A 16242-nucleotide genomic window follows, 5' to 3' on the forward strand; every position below is an offset into this window, starting at 1 on the left:
CCATGAATGCTCCCTGGAAATCGGGCTTGCCCGGAAACCGTGATCCCTTTGCTGCCTATATCTGCGATGACACCGCGCTCGACGTGCTGCGTCCCGTGGTTATCGAACTCGGCTGGCAACCGGAAAAGTGCAACAAGGGCGGCCTGCGTAATGCGGTGCAATCGCTTTCGGTCAGCGCCAGTCCGGCAATCCTGATTGTCGACCTGTCGGAAAGCGGCGATCCGCTGAACGACATCAACGCACTGGCCGAAGTGTGCGAGCCCGGCACTGTGGTTATCGCCATCGGTCAGGTCAATGACGTGCGCCTGTACCGCGATCTGCTGTCCAGTGGCATCCACGATTACCTGCTCAAACCCCTGTCGCCGCAACAGGTGCATGATGCGCTGAGCCAGGCTCTGGCTGTGTTCATGGCTCCCAAGGCCGGCGACGCGGATGCCGCGCGGCGCCATATCTCGACCGCGGTCGTGGGTACCCGCGGCGGTGTGGGCGCGTCGACGCTTGCAACCTCGCTTGCCTGGCTTTTCAGCGATCACCACAAGGCCGCCACCGCACTGCTCGATCTCGACGTGCACTTCGGCACCGGCGCACTGTCGCTTGATCTGGAACCGGGCCGCGGCCTGACCGACGCGATCGAGAATCCCAGCCGTATCGACCCGCTGTTCATCGAACGCGCGATGGTGCGTGCGGGCGATCACCTTTCGATCCTGTCGGCAGAAGCCCCGATCAGCCAGCCGTTGATGACCGATGGATCGGCCTTCGTGCAGCTGGAGGATGAATTCCGCCAGGCGTTCGAAATGACGGTCATCGATTTGCCGCGCAACATGCTCATCAACTTCCCGCAGCTTCTCGCAGACGTGAATCTGGTGGTGCTGACCTGCGAGCTGACACTGGCGTCGGCGCGCGACACAATTCGCATCCTGTCGTGGCTGAAAGCCAATGCCAGCCATGCGCATCCGATGATCGTGGCAAACAAGGTGCAACCCGCCCTTGCCGAAATCAGCAAGGCGGATTTTGAAGCCTCGATCGAACGCAAGGTCGATTTCATCGTGCCTTACGACATCAAGGCGGCCTCGAACGCGGCAAAGCTGGGTCAGGTGTTCGTAGACGCGAACCGTTCCAGCAAGGCGACCGCGGCAATTCGCCAGATCGCCGAACGCGTCATGGGCGTCAGTTCGGAAGACACCCTTGATGTCGGCGGAGAGAAGAAGTCGCTGCTCGGCAACTTCGATTTCAAGGCGATGCTCGCCAAGAAGCCCAAGGTCGACCTGACCAAGGCTGATTGAACCCGACCAGAGCGGGATGCCGGGCGCACAGGTGCCTGGCTCCCCCTCGCCCAGCGACACCGGACATGACCCGCCCCAACCCGGCGGAATCAGGCAGGACACACAGATATGGACTTTTTCCAAACCCTGCTGATCACGATCGTGATCTTTTCCGTGCTGGTCATGGGCTACGCGGTAGCGACCGGATCGGGTGCATCCAAATCGCAGAAACGCCGCATCGAAGCGCTGCGCGATCGCCATGCCGAAAGCGTCGATGCCAAGGTCGATGCGCAATTCAAACGCGCAATCGCCGCCCGCAAACCGAAGACATATCAGGTCGCAGGCTCGGGCTCGCGGGTCGAAGCACTCGGCATGCGGCTTAATCGGACGGGCAAGCCGTGGACTGTCAGCCAGTATGCCTATGCCTCGATCGGGCTGGCACTGGGGGTTGCGGTGGTGTTTTTCGTGCTGACCCGCGCGCCGATGCTGTCGCTTGGTCTCGGATTGCTGATCGGCGCGGGCCTGCCTCACATGGTCGTCGGTTATTTGATCAACAAGCGCACCAATGCCTTCATCACCAAGTTTCCCGACGGTATCGAGCTTCTGGTGCGCGGTCTGCGCTCGGGCCTGCCGGTTACCGAGACGCTTGGCATCGTGTCGACCGAAGTGCCCGGCCCCGTCGGCTATGAATTCAAGGCGGTGATCGATCGGATCAAGGTCGGCAAGACCATGGAAGACGCGCTTCAGGACACCGCCGACAAGCTGGGCATTCCGGAATTCAACTTCTTTACGATCACGCTGGCCATCCAGCGCGAAACCGGGGGCAACCTGGCTGAAACGCTGTCGAACCTTGCCGAAGTTTTGCGCAAGCGCGCGCAGATGAAGCTCAAGATCCGGGCGATGAGCTCGGAATCCAAGGCTTCGGCTTACATCGTCGGCTCGCTGCCATTCCTGGTCTTTGCCGCGATCTTCTCGATCAATCCCGGATACATGAGCACCTTCTTCACCGACGATCGGCTGATCGTGACCGGCCTTGGTGCTGGCGTGTGGATGGGACTTGGCGTGTTGATGATGGCCAAGATGGTCAATTTCGAAATCTGATGGCGGGGGGCATATAACATCATGATCAACCAACCCACCAGTCCGACCCTGCTTGGCTTCGACGTTGTTCTTGTCGGCACGCTGCTGGCTGGCCTTGCCGCCTTCGCCATGATGCTGGCGATCTACGCTGCGGTCACGATCCGCGATCCGATGGCCAAGCGCGTCAAGGCGCTGGAAGCACGGCGCGAACAGTTGAAGGCCGGGATCGTCACATCGTCGACCAGGAAGCGCACCAGTCTGGTCCGTCGCACCGATGCGACCGACAAGATGAAGGACGGTCTTGGCCGTCTCAACGTGCTGCAGGAAAGCCAGATCAAGGAGATCCAGCAGAAGATGGCCCATGCCGGCTATCGCAACAAGGAATGGGCGGTTCTGATTATCGTCGCCCGTGCCATTCTGCCGGTTGTGATCGGTGTGATCATGGGGCTGCTGGTGTACGTGGTCGAATTCTGGCCCGACTGGGGTCCGATGACCCGGCTTGGCGTGTTTGGCGGCAGCGTTTTCATGTCCTACAAGGGCCCTGAAATCTTCCTCAAGAACAAGGCCGACAAGCGCACCAAGGAAATCCAGAAGGGCCTGCCCGATGCGCTCGACCTCCTTGTTATCTGCGCCGAAGCCGGTCTGACCGTCGACGCCGCCTTCAACCGCGTCGCCAAGGAACTGGGCCGCGCCTATCCCGAGCTGGGCGACGAATTCGCCCTAACCGCGATCGAACTGAGCTTCCTCAACGAACGGCGCATGGCATTCAACAACCTTGCGTACCGGGTCAATCTGGAAGCCGTCAAAGGCGTGGTGACCACCATGATCCAGACCGAACGCTACGGCACGCCGCTGGCTTCGGCGCTGCGGGTGCTATCAGCGGAATTCCGCAATGATCGCATGATGCGCGCTGAAGAAAAGGCTGCGCGTTTGCCCGCGATCATGACCGTGCCGTTGATCGTGTTCATTCTGCCCACCCTGTTCGTGGTTATTCTGGGCCCGGCAGCCTGTTCGATTTCGGACAACCTGGTCAACAAGTAACCGCCAAAGGCCGCGAAACGATGAAGGGGCCGGAACAGGATCATTCCTGTTCCGGCCCTTCCTTTGCAGGGCGGGCCAGCTGCAATGCACGGGCGCGCAGACCCGCCAGCAGGCGGCGCAGGGTGTCTTCTTCGCCCGGCACCAGATCGGCCAGCAATTCGTGTTCGGTGGCACGGGCCAGAGGCATCACTTCGCCATGGATCGCCCTGCCTTCATCCGTGAGCGCCAGAAGGTGCGAGCGGCCATCGCCTGGATTGGGCACCCGTGCAATCAGACCGCGTTCCTCCAGCACCTTGACCGCGCGGTTGACCGCCACCTTGTCCATCAAAGTTGCCGCGGTCAGCGCGCGCTGGGTCATGCTGCCGCGATCACCCAGCACCGCCATCACCCGCCATTCGGGAATTTTCAGCCCGAACCGCTTGCGATACCGTTCGGCGATCAGCCCGCTGACCGCATTGGAGGCGACCGAAAGCTGATAGGGCAGAAACCCCGCCAGATCGCCGGTGTCATCATTCATAGGGGCGCGCTTCCCACCACGGATAGAAATCGGGCATGTCGGCGCTGACTGTGCCCGGATACGCGGGGCTGCGCTTTTCAAGGAAGCTGGCAATGCCTTCCCTCGCATCGGCGCTGCGGCTGAGGCGATAGATCGCGCGGCTATCGATCTTGTGCGCTTCCATCGGATGATCCGCGCTCATCAATCGCCACATCATCGCACGGGTCATAGCAACCGATACGGCCGAGGTGTTTTCGGTGATTTCGCGGGCCAGCGCTTGCGCCGCAGGAAGCAGGTCCGACGGCGCATGGACCGAACGCACCAGACCGCCCGTTCTGGCTTCATCTGCGCCGAAGATGCGGCCCGTGTAACACCACTCCAACGCCTGCGCGATACCGACAAGCCGCGGCAGGAACCAGCTGGAGGCCGCCTCCGGCACGATCCCGCGCCGCGCAAAGACGAAGCCATAACGTGCCGTCTCGCTCGCCAGGCGGATGTCCATCGCCAGCTGCATCGTCGCGCCAACGCCCACGGCCACGCCGTTGCACGCCGAAATCAGCGGTTTTTTCGATTCGAACAGGCGCAGCGTCAACAAGCCGCCCCCGTCGCGCACTTTGGGATCGGACAGGTCGCTGACCTCGGACGGATCGGAGAACACATGTCCGCCGCCTTCCGGGGTCAGGTCAGCGCCCGCACAGAACGCCCGCTCGCCCGCACCGGTGAAGATCACCGCACGCACCGCATCATCGGCATCGATATCGTCCATCGCCGCGATGATTTCCTGCCCCATCGTGCGGGTATAGGCGTTCATCTTGTCGGGGCGGTTCAGCGTGATTGTCGCAATACCATCGCTCTTGGCGAGCGTGATCTGGGTGTAATCGGTCATGCAGGCTCTCTCTCGATCAGGGCTTGGCGCTCTTGTTGGAGACACATGAGACACTGTCCAGAAGGCGAAAACAAGCCTGTCCGAAGCGTGCGCTTGAGAGGGGTGCCAAAGGGCAGAAAACGGCGCAGGGGACATGTCGAAAATTCTATCCCTGCCTCATCCCGGTAGGAAAGAGACAACGCATGCAGGCCCAGCCATCGGACCGTACGCCCCCGCATATGCAAACCGCCCCCACGCGAAGTCGCGCAGGGGCGGTCTGACCTTACGGGTAACGCTGGATTAGCGCGGCGCCATACGGATCGCGCCGTCGAGACGCACGTCCTCACCGTTGAAGTAGCCGGTTTCGATCATGCACATGGCAAGCTTGGCATATTCGGTAGGGATGCCAAGCCGCTTGGGGAACGGCACCGATGCGGCCAGCGCATCGCGCACGTTCTGCGGCGCGGCGGCAAGCAGCGGGGTATCGAAAATGCCCGGCAGGATCGTGTTCACCCGGATGCCCTCGTTCATCAGGTCGCGTGCGATGGGCAGCGTCATCCCGATCACACCCGCCTTCGAAGCCGAGTAAGCCGCCTGGCCGATCTGGCCGTCTTCACCGGCAACCGACGCGGTGTTGACAATGGCGCCGCGTTCACCGTGATCGTCCATCGGATCAAGCGTCAGCATACCCGCGGCCGACTTGGCGATGCAGCGGAAGGTGCCGATCAGGTTGACCTGAATGACGAAATCGAAGGCACTGACGGGGAAGTGCTTGATCGAACCGTCTTCCTTGCTGCGGCTGGCGGTCTTGATCGCATTGCCGATTCCGGCGCAGTTGACGAGGATGCGCTCCTGCCCGTGGGCTTCGCGGGCCTTGGCAAAACCGGCATCGACATCGGCATCGCTGGTTACATTGACCTTGCAGAACACGCCGCCCAGTTCCGCGGCAAGCGCTTCACCCTTTTCTTCGTTCATGTCGAAGATTGCAACCTTCGCACCCTTGGCAGCCAGCGCGCGCGCGGTGGCCGCGCCCAAGCCCGACGCTCCGCCGGTGACGACAGCGGGGGTATTGGCAGAAACTTCCATAATTCTCTCCTGATGGTCAGTTGTGGTCCGAAGCGTTCAGAGACGCTCGATAATGGTCACGTTGGCGACACCGCCGCCTTCGCACATGGTTTGCAGGCCATATTTCTTGCCGTGGCGGTGCAGCCCATGAACCAGCGTCGCCATCAGCTTGGTGCCCGATGCGCCAAGCGGATGGCCCAGCGCAATCGCGCCGCCGTGGACATTCAACCGTGCCGGATCGGCGCCGGTATGCTTGAGCCATGCCAGCGGCACGGATGCAAAGGCTTCGTTGACTTCGTAAAGGTCGATGTCGTCGATCGTCAGACCGGCGCGTTGCAAGGCCTTGTCGGTGGCAAACAGCGGCTCTTCGAGCATGATCACCGGATCGCCTGCGGTCACGGTCAGGTTGTGGATGCGCGCCAGCGGGGTCAGACCGTGTGCCATCAACGCGGCTTCGGACACCACCAGCACCGCCGATGATCCATCGCAAATCTGGCTGGCCGACGCTGCGGTCAGCGCGCCATCGGGGCTGATCAGCTTGACGCCCGCGATGCCTTCCAGGGTCGCATCGAAACGGATGCCTTCATCTACGGTGTGCATCTGCGTGCCTTCGGCCGTTTCGATCTCGATCGCGACAATCTCGCGGTTGAACGCGCCGGCCTTGGTTGCCGCGATTGCCTTTTCATGGCTGGATAGCGCGAAACGATCGAGATCGTCCTTGGTAAACCCGTGCTTCTGCACGATCATCTCGGCGCCCATGAACTGGCTGAAATTGATGCCGGGGAACTTGGCCTCGATCCCTGCGGCCTTGCTGTAGAGGCCTTCCTTCATGTGCAACGTCACGTTGGAACCCATCGGCACGCGGGTCATGCTTTCGACCCCGCTGGCAATCACCACGTCCTGCGTGCCGCTCATCACCGCTTGTGCGGCAAACTGGATCGCCTGCTGCGATGATCCGCACTGACGGTCGATGGTCACGGCCGGAGTGGACTGCGGCAGCAACTTCGAAGCGAGCACACCCATGCGCCCGACCTGCATCGACTGTTCGCCTGCCTGACTGACACATCCCGTCACCACGTCGTCGATCGCGCTGGGGTCGATCCCGCTGCGTTCCACGATCGCATCCAGCGATCCGGCCAGCAGATCGACGGGGTGGACCCCGGCCAAACGCCCGCCGCGGCGTCCGCCTGCCGTGCGCACGGCTTCGACAATATAGGCTGTCGTCATTGCTCTCTCTCCGTAGGGTTTCCGTTTTCGTAAACGTTAGCAGCGACCGCCATCAGGTCAAGCAAGCAGGCGTGTGCAGGGGCGTAACACCGGGTACTAATCTGTGTTGCAACATTGACACAGAATTACCTCAAACTCCCCTGCCGGGATGCTTTTCGTTTGCGAGCATTGCGTCAAATGAAGCATTTCGTTCGCATACGTCAGCCCGTGGGTTTTCCCGGGCAGACCTATAAACGGTCCAAGACCACATTTTTTTCGGCCACCATGGCCGGACTACTAGGGGACAAAACTAGCATGAGAAAAATCTCCATCTTGAAGGCTGGAACTGCACCGATCGCGCTTGGCTTGATGGTGGCTTCGGTTCCGGCGTTCGCGCAGGACCAGGCAGACGCCGACGGTGTGGCGAACGAGCAGGAAACCCGCTCGATCGTCGTCACCGGTTCGCGCATCGCCCGTCCCGATCTTGATTCGGCCAGCCCGGTCACTACGGTTTCGGGTGAGACGATCGGCCTGACCGGTACGCTGACGCTTGAAGAACTGATCAACGATCTTCCGCAGCTCATCCCCGGCAACAACCGCACGTCGAACAACTCGGGCGGTGAATCCTTCGCCACGCTCGACCTTCGCGGCCTTGGCCCGAACCGCACCCTGATCCTGGTTGATGGTGAGCGCGTTGCCGCTTCGTCGACCACCGGTGCTGTCGACATTTCGCAGATCCCCACCAGCCTCATCGAGCGCGTTGACGTGGTGACCGGCGGCGCGACCGCTGTTTACGGTTCGGACGCTGTTGCAGGCGTCATCAACTTCATCCTGAAGGACGATTTCGAAGGTCTTGAACTGACCTTCCAGAACGAAATTTCGGGTGACGGCGCTGGCTACAACTACGCCATCAACGGCGTGTTCGGCGGCAACTTCGACGATGGCCGCGGTAACGTTGCTCTCGCCGTACAGTATTACGACCGTGACCCAGTAAGTCAGGGCCGTTTCGATTATTCGCGCACCTCCGGCGCGCTCGGTCTCGTAGACGACACGCTGGTCGTGGTTGACGATCCGGCTGATCTGGGTGCCGATGGTGCTGTGATCTTCTCGGGCGGTTCGGCCACCAACCCGTTCGGCACCGTGGTCAACAACGGCGGCAACCCCTTCCAGGGTCTGGCGACCAACCCCGGCGTTGGTCCCAACTTTGCCTCGTTCGACAATGATTGTAACCCTGCCACTGCCAACACTGCAGTCAATGGCGGCAGCCTTTCGTTCGATACGGCGGGCAACCTGCGTCCCAACAGCACCGGTGGCCAGTGCGCCATCCCGGTTGGCAACTCGTCGCGTTACAGCTTCAACGACCAGAACTTCCTGCTGATTCCCTTCGACCGTCTGAACGTGTCGTCGATCGCCAGCTATGAGTTCACGGACAAGACCAGCGCGAAGTTCTTCGGCAGCTACACCCGCACGACGTCGGTTGTGAACCTGGCCCCGACCCCGGCGGCTGGCGGAACCGGCTTCCTGATTCCGGTGGATTCGCCGCTGATCCCGGCCGATCTGGCTGCCGCTCTGGCAACCCGTCCGGATCCGCTTGCGCCGTTCAACTTCAACCGTCGCTTTGCTGAAACCGGTCCGCGCATCGGCACCAATGAATCGCAGCAGCTTCAGCTGCGGACATTCGTGACGCACGAACTGTCGGACGATTGGACTGCAACGGCTGTTGCCAGCTACGGCCGTACCGACTTCGATTCCTACTCGCAGGGCAACATCAACCGCGTTGCGGTCGATCAGGGTCTGCGCGGCTGCCAGAACAGCGCGGGCGTTGTTGGCGGCGCGGGCATCCTGCCGGGCTGCGTCACGGTCGACATCTTCGGTGCCAACGCCCTGACACCGACGATGGTCAACTTCATCCAGACCGACACCTACGACTTCTCGGAATTCGAACAGGTTCGTGCAGCGCTCAACCTCGCTGGCAGCCTCTTTGAACTGCCGGGCGGCCCGGTTGGTGTTGCCGTTGGTGCCGAATATCGCAAGGACACCGGTCTGTCGGTTCCTGACGATGCCAAGCAGCGCGGTGAAATCATCGGTTTCAACGCTTCGCAGCCGATCGCCGGTTCGATCGACGTGAAGGAAGTCTACGGCGAAATCCGCGTCCCCGTTCTGGGCGGCGATGGCTTCCCTGAACTGCTCGCCTTCGAAGCCGGTGCGCGTTATTCGGATTACTCGTCGGTCGGAACGCTGTTCAACTACAAGTTTGGTGTTGAATTCGCTCCGTTCGAAGCCATCCGCTTCCGCGCCACCTACAACAAGGCGGCTCGTGCACCTTCGGTCTTCGAACTGTTCCAGAACGGCGACCAGGGCTTCCCGAGCTACAGCGATCCGTGCAACCAGATCAACGCTGCTCGTGACACCGCCTTCTGTCAGGCACAGTTCACCGCAGCGGGTGCCAACCCGGCACTTGTGACCGGCTTTGCACAGAGCAACCAGCAGGTTCAGGCCTTTGCCTTCGGCAACCCCGGCCTGACCGAAGAAGATGCGGAAACCTACACCATTGGTGCGGTGATCGCTCCGGACTCGTTCCCGCTGGGCCGCTTCTCGGCAACGATCGATTACTACAACATCAAGCTGCAGGACCGGATTGCCGCCCAGGGCGCGCAGTTCTTCCTCAACCAGTGTTTCAACCAGCAGCTGCAGTCCGCGTGCGATCGTATCGTCCGCAGCTCGGCAACGGGTGAAGTTGAATCGATCAACACGACGCTTGTGAACGGCGATACCGATCTCCAGACCTCGGGTATCGACGTTGGCCTGAACTGGGCTGTACCCCTGTTCAGCGGTCGTCTGACCATCAACGAGCTGCTGACCTGGGTCGACAAGTTCGACATTGGCGGCACCGATTTCGTCGACACCGCTGACGCGGGCATCGGCGCGATCACCTCGGAATGGGCTTCGACCCTTCAGGTGGCGTACCAGCAGGAACGCTTCACCGGTCAGGTTCGCTACGTCTACAAGAGCGGTGGCGACCAGTCGGGCGCGCTGTTCGGTCCGGACGAAGACACCGGCTTCCGCACTCCGCGGGTGCCTGACCTTCACGTGGTCGACCTGTCGCTGCGCTACAAGGTTAGCGATGGCTTCGCCATCACGGGGATCGTCAACAACGTCCTGAACGATACGCCCCCGCAGACTGCGGTCGGCACCTTCGAGCAGGCGAACACCAATGTGTCGTTCTACTCGCCGCTGATCCTGGGTCGTACCTACACCGTTCAGGCGACCCTGAACTTCTGATCCGCAGCGTAATCGCTACATGAAAAGGGGCAGCTGATCCGATCAGCTGCCCCTTTTTTGGCCATTTTGACAGTGAGGGCGGCGTTGGCGTTGTGGCTGGAGGTAGCGGCGGTGCCGCGTCTTTCTCGGAACGCCGCGCTTACCGTCAGCGGATAACGGATACGTCGAAAGCCACCGTCAAGCGTTCGCCCATTGCGGTAAACGGGTGCGTTCCGTGCCACATGGACGAAGGAAACAGCACCAACGCGCCTTCGATCGGAGGCACAACCCGCCGCGGCGCCAGATCAAGCCCAAGCTCGCTGGGCGGGGCGCCCAGCACCAGCGCACCGGCTTCTGCCACATCATCGGGGTTTGCAGGCGGTACCGTGATATGCAGCGCCGAACTGATGCTGCCAGCCCGGTGGATATGCGCCACATGGAAGCCCTGCCCCGTCAGCCGAACCGACCATGATCCCGAAAAACGGAATGCCGCATCCGGCCCCCAGTAATGCGGATGCGCTGGGTCCGCGGCAAAGCGCGTGATGTACCCATCGACCTGTTCGCGGATTGCATCGCGAAGGCGGCGAATGACGGGGTCCGATCGCTTGAACAGTTCGCCTTCAGTCTGGGTTCCGCCGCGCAGGCTTTGATCCGGCGGATGATGCGAAGCGCGGTGCAGGCTGCGCAAGGTGTCCCGAAGTTCGTCCAACGCGCCCGGTTCCGACAGATAGGGCACTGGGCGCTGTTCGACATGCGCGGTGTAATCGTGCAGCCAGAATTCGCGGGGATCGTCCAGCAACCGCCACGCCAGCCCGAGATAGGCCCAGGCAAACTGATCGGAGCGATCGCGCTCGGCGGCTTGCCGCGCAAGCGCCTGTGTTTGCAGCGGCTCACCCCGGCGCAAGGCGTTACGCGCACGGGCCGCGATGAAACCGGCGGTTTCGCCAAACTGTCGATGCGCGCGGGCGTAAAGCTGTTCGGCTTCCTCGCCCTGCCCCAGTTCGCCGCGTGCGACCGCTTCGTAAAAATCGATTTCAGGCAGCGCGCCAAGCACCTTACGCGCATGCTCTGCCTCCGTCACCACTTCGGCATGGTCGCGGTGGTCAAGCATCAAGCCGAACCAGTTCTGCCAGATCGTTCGCTCTGCCGGCCATTGGTTCAACATCGCACGATAACTGCGGTAGGGGTCCTTGCCGGTGCGATATTCGTAAGCAAGGCGCGCCAACGCGCGGTGCGCCGGGAAGTAGGACGGCGTTTGCTGCACCAGTCGTTCAAGCAGGGTTTCGGCCTCGGCCACCTTGCCACATTCGATCAATGCGCCGCACATCGCATCGACGAATTCGGGAGACTGGCCAAAGCGGGCCGCGGCAGCCTGTAGATGCGCCAGGGCCGCATCGGCCTGACCATCTTCGCGCAAGGTCACACCCAGCCGGATCGTCGCGGCCAGATTGTCAGGCGACCGGGCGAGGCTGGCACGGTATTGGTCTGCGGCAAGTCCAGCGTCCCCTTCGTCAGCCAGAACACCAGCGAGCGCGTTGCTGGCAAGCACCGAGGTTGGATGACGTTCCAGAATGCTGCGCAGGGCCGCGACAGCTTCGGTACTGTGGCCCCGCTTGTGCTTCAACCGTGCCGCGTTGATCTGCGCCTGCAGATAGCCCGGATCACACGCCAGCGCCGCTTGATAAGCGCTCTCTGCCTCGGGGAATTGCTCCAGATCCTCGTAGGTCAGGGCAAGGCTGTTGTGCAGTTCGGCCGTCCGCACCCCGCAAGTCAGCGCATGATTGAACCCCGCGACGGCGCCGACAAAGTCCTTGCTGCGCCGCCGGATCATGCCGGCCAGTTGCCAAGCAGCCCCGTTGCGCGGTTCGGCGCTGACAACGGCGGCGATGGCGCGCAGGGCGCCCGGTACATCGCCGCCCTGCATTTGCGCGTGAATCTGCGCAAGCTGCGATTGGCTGGTGGTCACAGCGGCGCTCCGGATCAGTTGCGACGCCTGATCTTGAACCCGACCCCGCCGTCGACGCTGCCCATGTAATTGCCGATGAAGGTGCGGCGGATCTTGATCGGCTTACCCGCGGCTGGCCGCTTCAGGAAGGCGCCATCGATCTGTTCCCACACCGAACCATCATCAAGCCGGAACACATAGCGTCCGGTATCGCCCGAATAGGACGTGATCGTCGCGTCGATCTCCTTGATCTTTTCCTCTTCCGCCTCGTCCTCGCCATCGAACATCCCGAAGCCCGATGTCACGAACCCGAACAGGCTGCGACGCGACCGTTGGACCTGATCGCGGCTGACCACTTTCAGTTCGCGGCTCTCTTCAGCCTGGGCAAGCGCGCCGACCGCCCGATCGAAGCAGGCCAGCCGTTCCGTATCGTCGGCGATCGTGCGGCACGATACGACCTGGGTGAAAACTTCGGGCGGCCCATCGGGCGCCTTGGACTGCGCCGCAGCCGGCATGGCCGCTGCGACCAGTACGGAAGCCATCAACCCCTTCACGCTTGACGTCGTTTTCACCTGGGCTCTCCAATCTTGCCAATGGCCTATCTCTATAGCCGATTTTCCGCCGCGACAATCGGCGTGCACCCACAGCGCCGCGCTTAACCAGCAGAGGTGGAGGACGAATCGGCCAACCGACTTCGGCCCGGCGCTCGGCCGATGATGCCCCAACGGCGCTTTGTGTAACATCATCCCTGCGGATAGACAGGAACTGTCTGAAAACGGACATTTTTATCATAAGTCAGGAAATATTCAGATTTTGCGCCTGCAACGATGAACCGTGCGGAGTTTACGATAGTTTCCCTGTATCGTTGCAATCTTGCAACTAGCCGTAATGCTGCGCCGAACGGAGTTCGTCTGTCAGTGACCCCTGCCGCAGCGCTGCCTAATCCTCGCGCACGGCATCACTGCCGGCACCGCCGTTCATCTAGTCCCCGCTTGTGCAACGGCTCGCAAAAACACATGAGAGGTACTGACTTCATGCAATTTTCCACCCCCGCCCGGTTCCGGCTTGCGCTGCGCACCGGCGTCGGTCTTGCTGCTGTCGCATGCGCGCTGCCCGTGCTGGCGCAGACCCAGCCCGAAGCTGCTGCGACCGCCGAGGCCGAAACTGAAACGCAGGCCATTGTGGTCACCGGTTCGCGTATTGCGCGTCCGGATATCGACGGCCCAGTGCCCGTCGTCGCGATTGGCGCTGATACTATTCTGGCCGACGGCGCGCAGAACGTATCGGACATTCTGAACGAACTGCCCCAGGTCGGCATCGGTTCGACACGCACCAACTCCAACTTCCTGACATCGGGAACCGGGATTGCCACGGTCAACCTGCGCGGCCTCGGCAGCTCGCGCACGCTGACTCTGGTGAATGGTCGCCGCTTCATCGGCGGATTTGCCGGCGATTCGTCGGTCGATCTCAACAACATCCCGACCGACCTTATCGAGCGTGTCGAAGTTGTGACCGGTGGTTCGTCGGCCGTGTACGGTTCCGACGCCGTCGCCGGCGTGGTGAACTTCATCATGAAGGACAGCTTCGAAGGCATTTCGGTGCGCGCGCAGGCGTCTGTCACCGGTGAAGGCGACAACCCGCGTCAGTATGTCAGCGTAACGGGCGGCACCACATTCGGCGCCGACGATCGCGGCAACATCATGGCCAACTTCTCCTACGACCGGGACGATGGTCTGTTTTCGCGCAACCGTGCGATTTCGGACGAGGATTGCAACGGCGTGATCTGTGGGCCGGCGGCCTATTCCTCCTTCGCACCCCAGGGCCAGTTCCAGCTGCGCGGCCCCAACGGCGAAGTGCGCTCGGTCCTTCCGGGCGGCGGGTCGACCTTCTCGTTCAACCCCGACAACAGCACCGCGCTGATCCCCGGCCTCGGCGCTGTCGGTTTCGGTTACAACCGCAACGGCGCGCGTTACATCTCGGTGCCGCTTGAGCGTTACCTCGGCACGGTCATCGGTAACTATGAAGTGACCGACAATGTCACCGCGTTCGCCGAAGTGACCTATGCCCGCGTGATTTCGAATTCGCAGATCGAACCCTTCGCGCTCGATCTCGAAAACGACATCTTCTTCCGCGATATTGATCCCTTCGGTATCCCTGCCAGCAATCCGTTCATTCCCGACGATATCGCAGCCGCCATCGCAGCTGCCAATTCGGATGGTGATCCGACCAATGACGTCGACGCCATTTCCGGTCGTCGCCGTCAGAATGACGTGTTCGATCGCAGCAACCAGGTCGAACGCCAGACCTGGCGCGTAGCCGCCGGTCTTCGCGGCGACGTAGGCAAGTTCGATTGGGAAACCAGCTTTGTCTACGGTCACCTGAACGACTTCAACTCGTCAGAAGATATCGACAACAACCGCTATCGCAACGCGTTGAACGCGGTTCGCGTGGGCCCCGGCAATGTCGTGGGTGTCGATATTGTGTGTGCCGACGCACAGGCACGTTCGGAAGGCTGCATTCCGCTGAACCTCTTCGGGTTCAACACCGCAGACCCGCGCGCAGCGTCCTATGTTCAGGCCGTCGTACCCAAGTCGGAAGAGGTCACCAACGAACAATATGTGGTCAACGCATCGCTTGCTGGCCCGCTGTTCACCTTGCCTGCCGGTGATGTGGGTATTGCAGCCGGTGCCGAATATCGGCGCGAATCCACCTTCAACGATCTGGACATCCTGACCAACACCGGTGGCAACTCGGGCAACCTTATCCCCGATCTGTCGGGTGCCTTCGATGTCTGGGAAGTCTTCGGTGAGGTCAACGTGCCGATCCTGTCGGACAAGCCGTTCTTCGATTACCTTGGTCTGATCGGCGCTGCCCGTTATTCCGATTACTCGACCATCGGCGGCGTGTTCAGCTGGAACGCCGGTGCCGAATGGGCGCCGACGCGCGATATCCGGTTCCGCGGTGTGTACGCTGTAGCCAACCGTGCGCCGAACATTTCGGAACTGTTCAGCGCCCCCAGCGAAACCTTCGCTGCGGTCAATGATCCGTGCGATGGCACAACGGCAACCAACGATCTGGGCGGCCTCGGTGCAACCTGCCGTGCGCTTCCGGGCGTTGCAGCAGCTATCGCTGCGGACGGCACCTTCGATTACGCACTTGCCGATCTGCAAGGCATCAACGGCTTTGTCGGCGGCAACCCCGATCTTGAAGAAGAAACCGCAAAGACGCTTACCATTGGTGCGGTGGTCACGCCTTCGTTCGTTCGCGGCCTGTCGCTGACGGTCGATTACTACGACATCAAGATCGACGGTGCGATTGCGACCCTGGGCCGCAACAATTCGATCCAGCGTTGTCTTGAAACCGGCCTCGACGTGTTCTGCGACAACGTGATCCGTGACCAGTCGACGGGCTTCATCGAAACCGTCAACGGTCAGCTGATCAACGTCGCCTCGCTCAAGACGCGCGGTGTCGACGTTGGCGTGCGGTATCGCACGGCAGTGGGGATCGGCGCGGACGATTCGTTCCAGCTTTCGGGGAACTACACCTACCTGATCGACAACAAGGTGCAGACCGATCCCACCGAAGAGGCGATCAATTCGGCCGGCACCTTTGGTCGGACGTTCTCAACCCATTCGTTCACGCTGCGTGGAACCTATGAAGTCGATTTCGTCCGGTTCAGCTGGCAGACGAACTTCCTGAGCGGTGGGCCCTATGTCCGTGATTTCATCAATGCGAACCCGGCCGTGGTCGCACTGAACGACATCGACGACTATGCGACCCATGACGCTCAGCTGAGCTTCAACGTCAACGAAGATGCGACCGTCTTCTTCAACGTCGACAACGTCTTCGACAAGAAGCCGCAATACCTGCCGGGTGCGCAGTTCGGCACACCGACCGGGCTGGAAACGGCTGCGGACTTCGATGTGATCGGCCGTCGCTTCACCGCGGGCGCCCGCTTCAACTTCTGATCGTTTGACGATCCCGACATGAAAAAGGGGCGAAGCCATGCTTCGCCCCTTTT

Annotated in this window: 11 protein-coding genes; 5 read left to right on the forward strand and 6 right to left on the reverse strand. The window is 61.4% G+C overall.

The features are described from left to right. Positions 1-2: 2 nt before the first annotated feature. The 3 genes from SJY33_RS08380 to SJY33_RS08390 all read left to right on the forward strand — a co-directional run bounded on the left by SJY33_RS08380 (position 3) and on the right by SJY33_RS08390 (position 3383). Entirely contained in the window at positions 3-1283 is a 1281-nt protein-coding gene (locus SJY33_RS08380) for a pilus assembly protein CpaE (RefSeq protein ID WP_379922308.1), read from the forward strand. A 108-nt stretch (positions 1284-1391) separates the two neighbouring features. Beyond that, on the forward strand, positions 1392-2363 hold the full coding sequence (locus SJY33_RS08385) for a type II secretion system F family protein (protein WP_379922309.1): 972 nt from the start codon (positions 1392-1394) through the stop codon (positions 2361-2363). 21 nt (positions 2364-2384) lie between these two features. Next, positions 2385-3383, forward strand: a complete 999-nt coding sequence (locus SJY33_RS08390; RefSeq protein WP_379922310.1) for a type II secretion system F family protein — start codon at positions 2385-2387, stop codon at positions 3381-3383. Between the two features lie 40 nt (positions 3384-3423). Here SJY33_RS08390 and SJY33_RS08395 read toward each other — a convergent pair whose 3' ends face one another. The 4 genes from SJY33_RS08395 to SJY33_RS08410 form a co-directional block, all read right to left on the reverse strand. Continuing rightward, complete coding sequence (locus tag SJY33_RS08395; RefSeq protein WP_379922311.1) at positions 3424-3900, reverse strand: MarR family winged helix-turn-helix transcriptional regulator; 477 nt, start codon at positions 3898-3900, stop codon at positions 3424-3426. Next, positions 3893-4765 carry a crotonase/enoyl-CoA hydratase family protein gene (locus SJY33_RS08400; RefSeq protein ID WP_379922312.1) on the reverse strand — a complete coding sequence of 291 codons (873 nt, stop codon included), beginning with the start codon at positions 4763-4765 and terminating at the stop codon, positions 3893-3895. Before SJY33_RS08400 ends, SJY33_RS08395 begins: the two co-directional genes overlap by 8 nt. Positions 4766-5044: 279 nt before the next feature. Next, positions 5045-5830 (reverse strand): SDR family NAD(P)-dependent oxidoreductase, encoded by a 786-nt coding sequence (locus SJY33_RS08405; protein WP_379922313.1) that lies wholly within the window; start codon positions 5828-5830, stop codon positions 5045-5047. 36 nt (positions 5831-5866) lie between these two features. Further along, positions 5867-7036, reverse strand: a complete 1170-nt coding sequence (locus tag SJY33_RS08410) for an acetyl-CoA C-acetyltransferase (RefSeq protein ID WP_379922314.1) — start codon at positions 7034-7036, stop codon at positions 5867-5869. A gap of 294 nt (positions 7037-7330) precedes the next feature. Here SJY33_RS08410 and SJY33_RS08415 point away from each other — a divergent pair, with 294 nt between their 5' ends. Beyond that, a complete protein-coding gene (locus SJY33_RS08415; protein WP_379922315.1) occupies positions 7331-10297 on the forward strand; it encodes a TonB-dependent receptor plug domain-containing protein in 2967 nt (988 codons plus the stop codon). A 145-nt stretch (positions 10298-10442) separates the two neighbouring features. On the opposite strand, the gene SJY33_RS08420 is transcribed toward SJY33_RS08415, so the two are convergent. Both SJY33_RS08420 and SJY33_RS08425 read right to left on the reverse strand, forming a co-directional pair. Continuing rightward, the gene (locus SJY33_RS08420; RefSeq protein WP_379922316.1) at positions 10443-12242 is read right to left on the reverse strand and encodes a tetratricopeptide repeat protein; all 1800 of its coding nucleotides are present in this window, start codon (positions 12240-12242) and stop codon (positions 10443-10445) included. A gap of 14 nt (positions 12243-12256) precedes the next feature. Then, complete coding sequence (locus SJY33_RS08425; protein ID WP_379922317.1) at positions 12257-12793, reverse strand: hypothetical protein; 537 nt, start codon at positions 12791-12793, stop codon at positions 12257-12259. Positions 12794-13255: 462 nt separating this feature from the next. Here SJY33_RS08425 and SJY33_RS08430 point away from each other — a divergent pair, with 462 nt between their 5' ends. Continuing rightward, entirely contained in the window at positions 13256-16189 is a 2934-nt protein-coding gene (locus tag SJY33_RS08430) for a TonB-dependent receptor domain-containing protein (protein WP_379922318.1), read from the forward strand. Positions 16190-16242 lie beyond the last annotated feature (53 nt).

It is taken from the genome of Erythrobacter sp. R86502 (genome assembly GCF_042466465.1).
GTDB lineage: Bacteria > Pseudomonadota > Alphaproteobacteria > Sphingomonadales > Sphingomonadaceae > Erythrobacter.

Bases quoted from the DNA above. Each gene is read 5' to 3' on its own strand.
- SJY33_RS08415 (WP_379922315.1), top strand. From the start codon at position 7,331: ATGAGAAAAATCTCCATCTTGAAGGCTGGAACTGCACCGATCGCGCTT.
- SJY33_RS08405 (WP_379922313.1), bottom strand. From the start codon at position 5,830: ATGGAAGTTTCTGCCAATACCCCCGCTGTCGTCACCGGCGGAGCGTCG.
- SJY33_RS08400 (WP_379922312.1), bottom strand. From the start codon at position 4,765: ATGACCGATTACACCCAGATCACGCTCGCCAAGAGCGATGGTATTGCG.
- SJY33_RS08430 (WP_379922318.1), top strand. From the start codon at position 13,256: ATGCAATTTTCCACCCCCGCCCGGTTCCGGCTTGCGCTGCGCACCGGC.
- SJY33_RS08410 (WP_379922314.1), bottom strand. From the start codon at position 7,036: ATGACGACAGCCTATATTGTCGAAGCCGTGCGCACGGCAGGCGGACGC.
- SJY33_RS08390 (WP_379922310.1), top strand. From the start codon at position 2,385: ATGATCAACCAACCCACCAGTCCGACCCTGCTTGGCTTCGACGTTGTT.
- SJY33_RS08380 (WP_379922308.1), top strand. From the start codon at position 3: ATGAATGCTCCCTGGAAATCGGGCTTGCCCGGAAACCGTGATCCCTTT.
- SJY33_RS08395 (WP_379922311.1), bottom strand. From the start codon at position 3,900: ATGAATGATGACACCGGCGATCTGGCGGGGTTTCTGCCCTATCAGCTT.
- SJY33_RS08385 (WP_379922309.1), top strand. From the start codon at position 1,392: ATGGACTTTTTCCAAACCCTGCTGATCACGATCGTGATCTTTTCCGTG.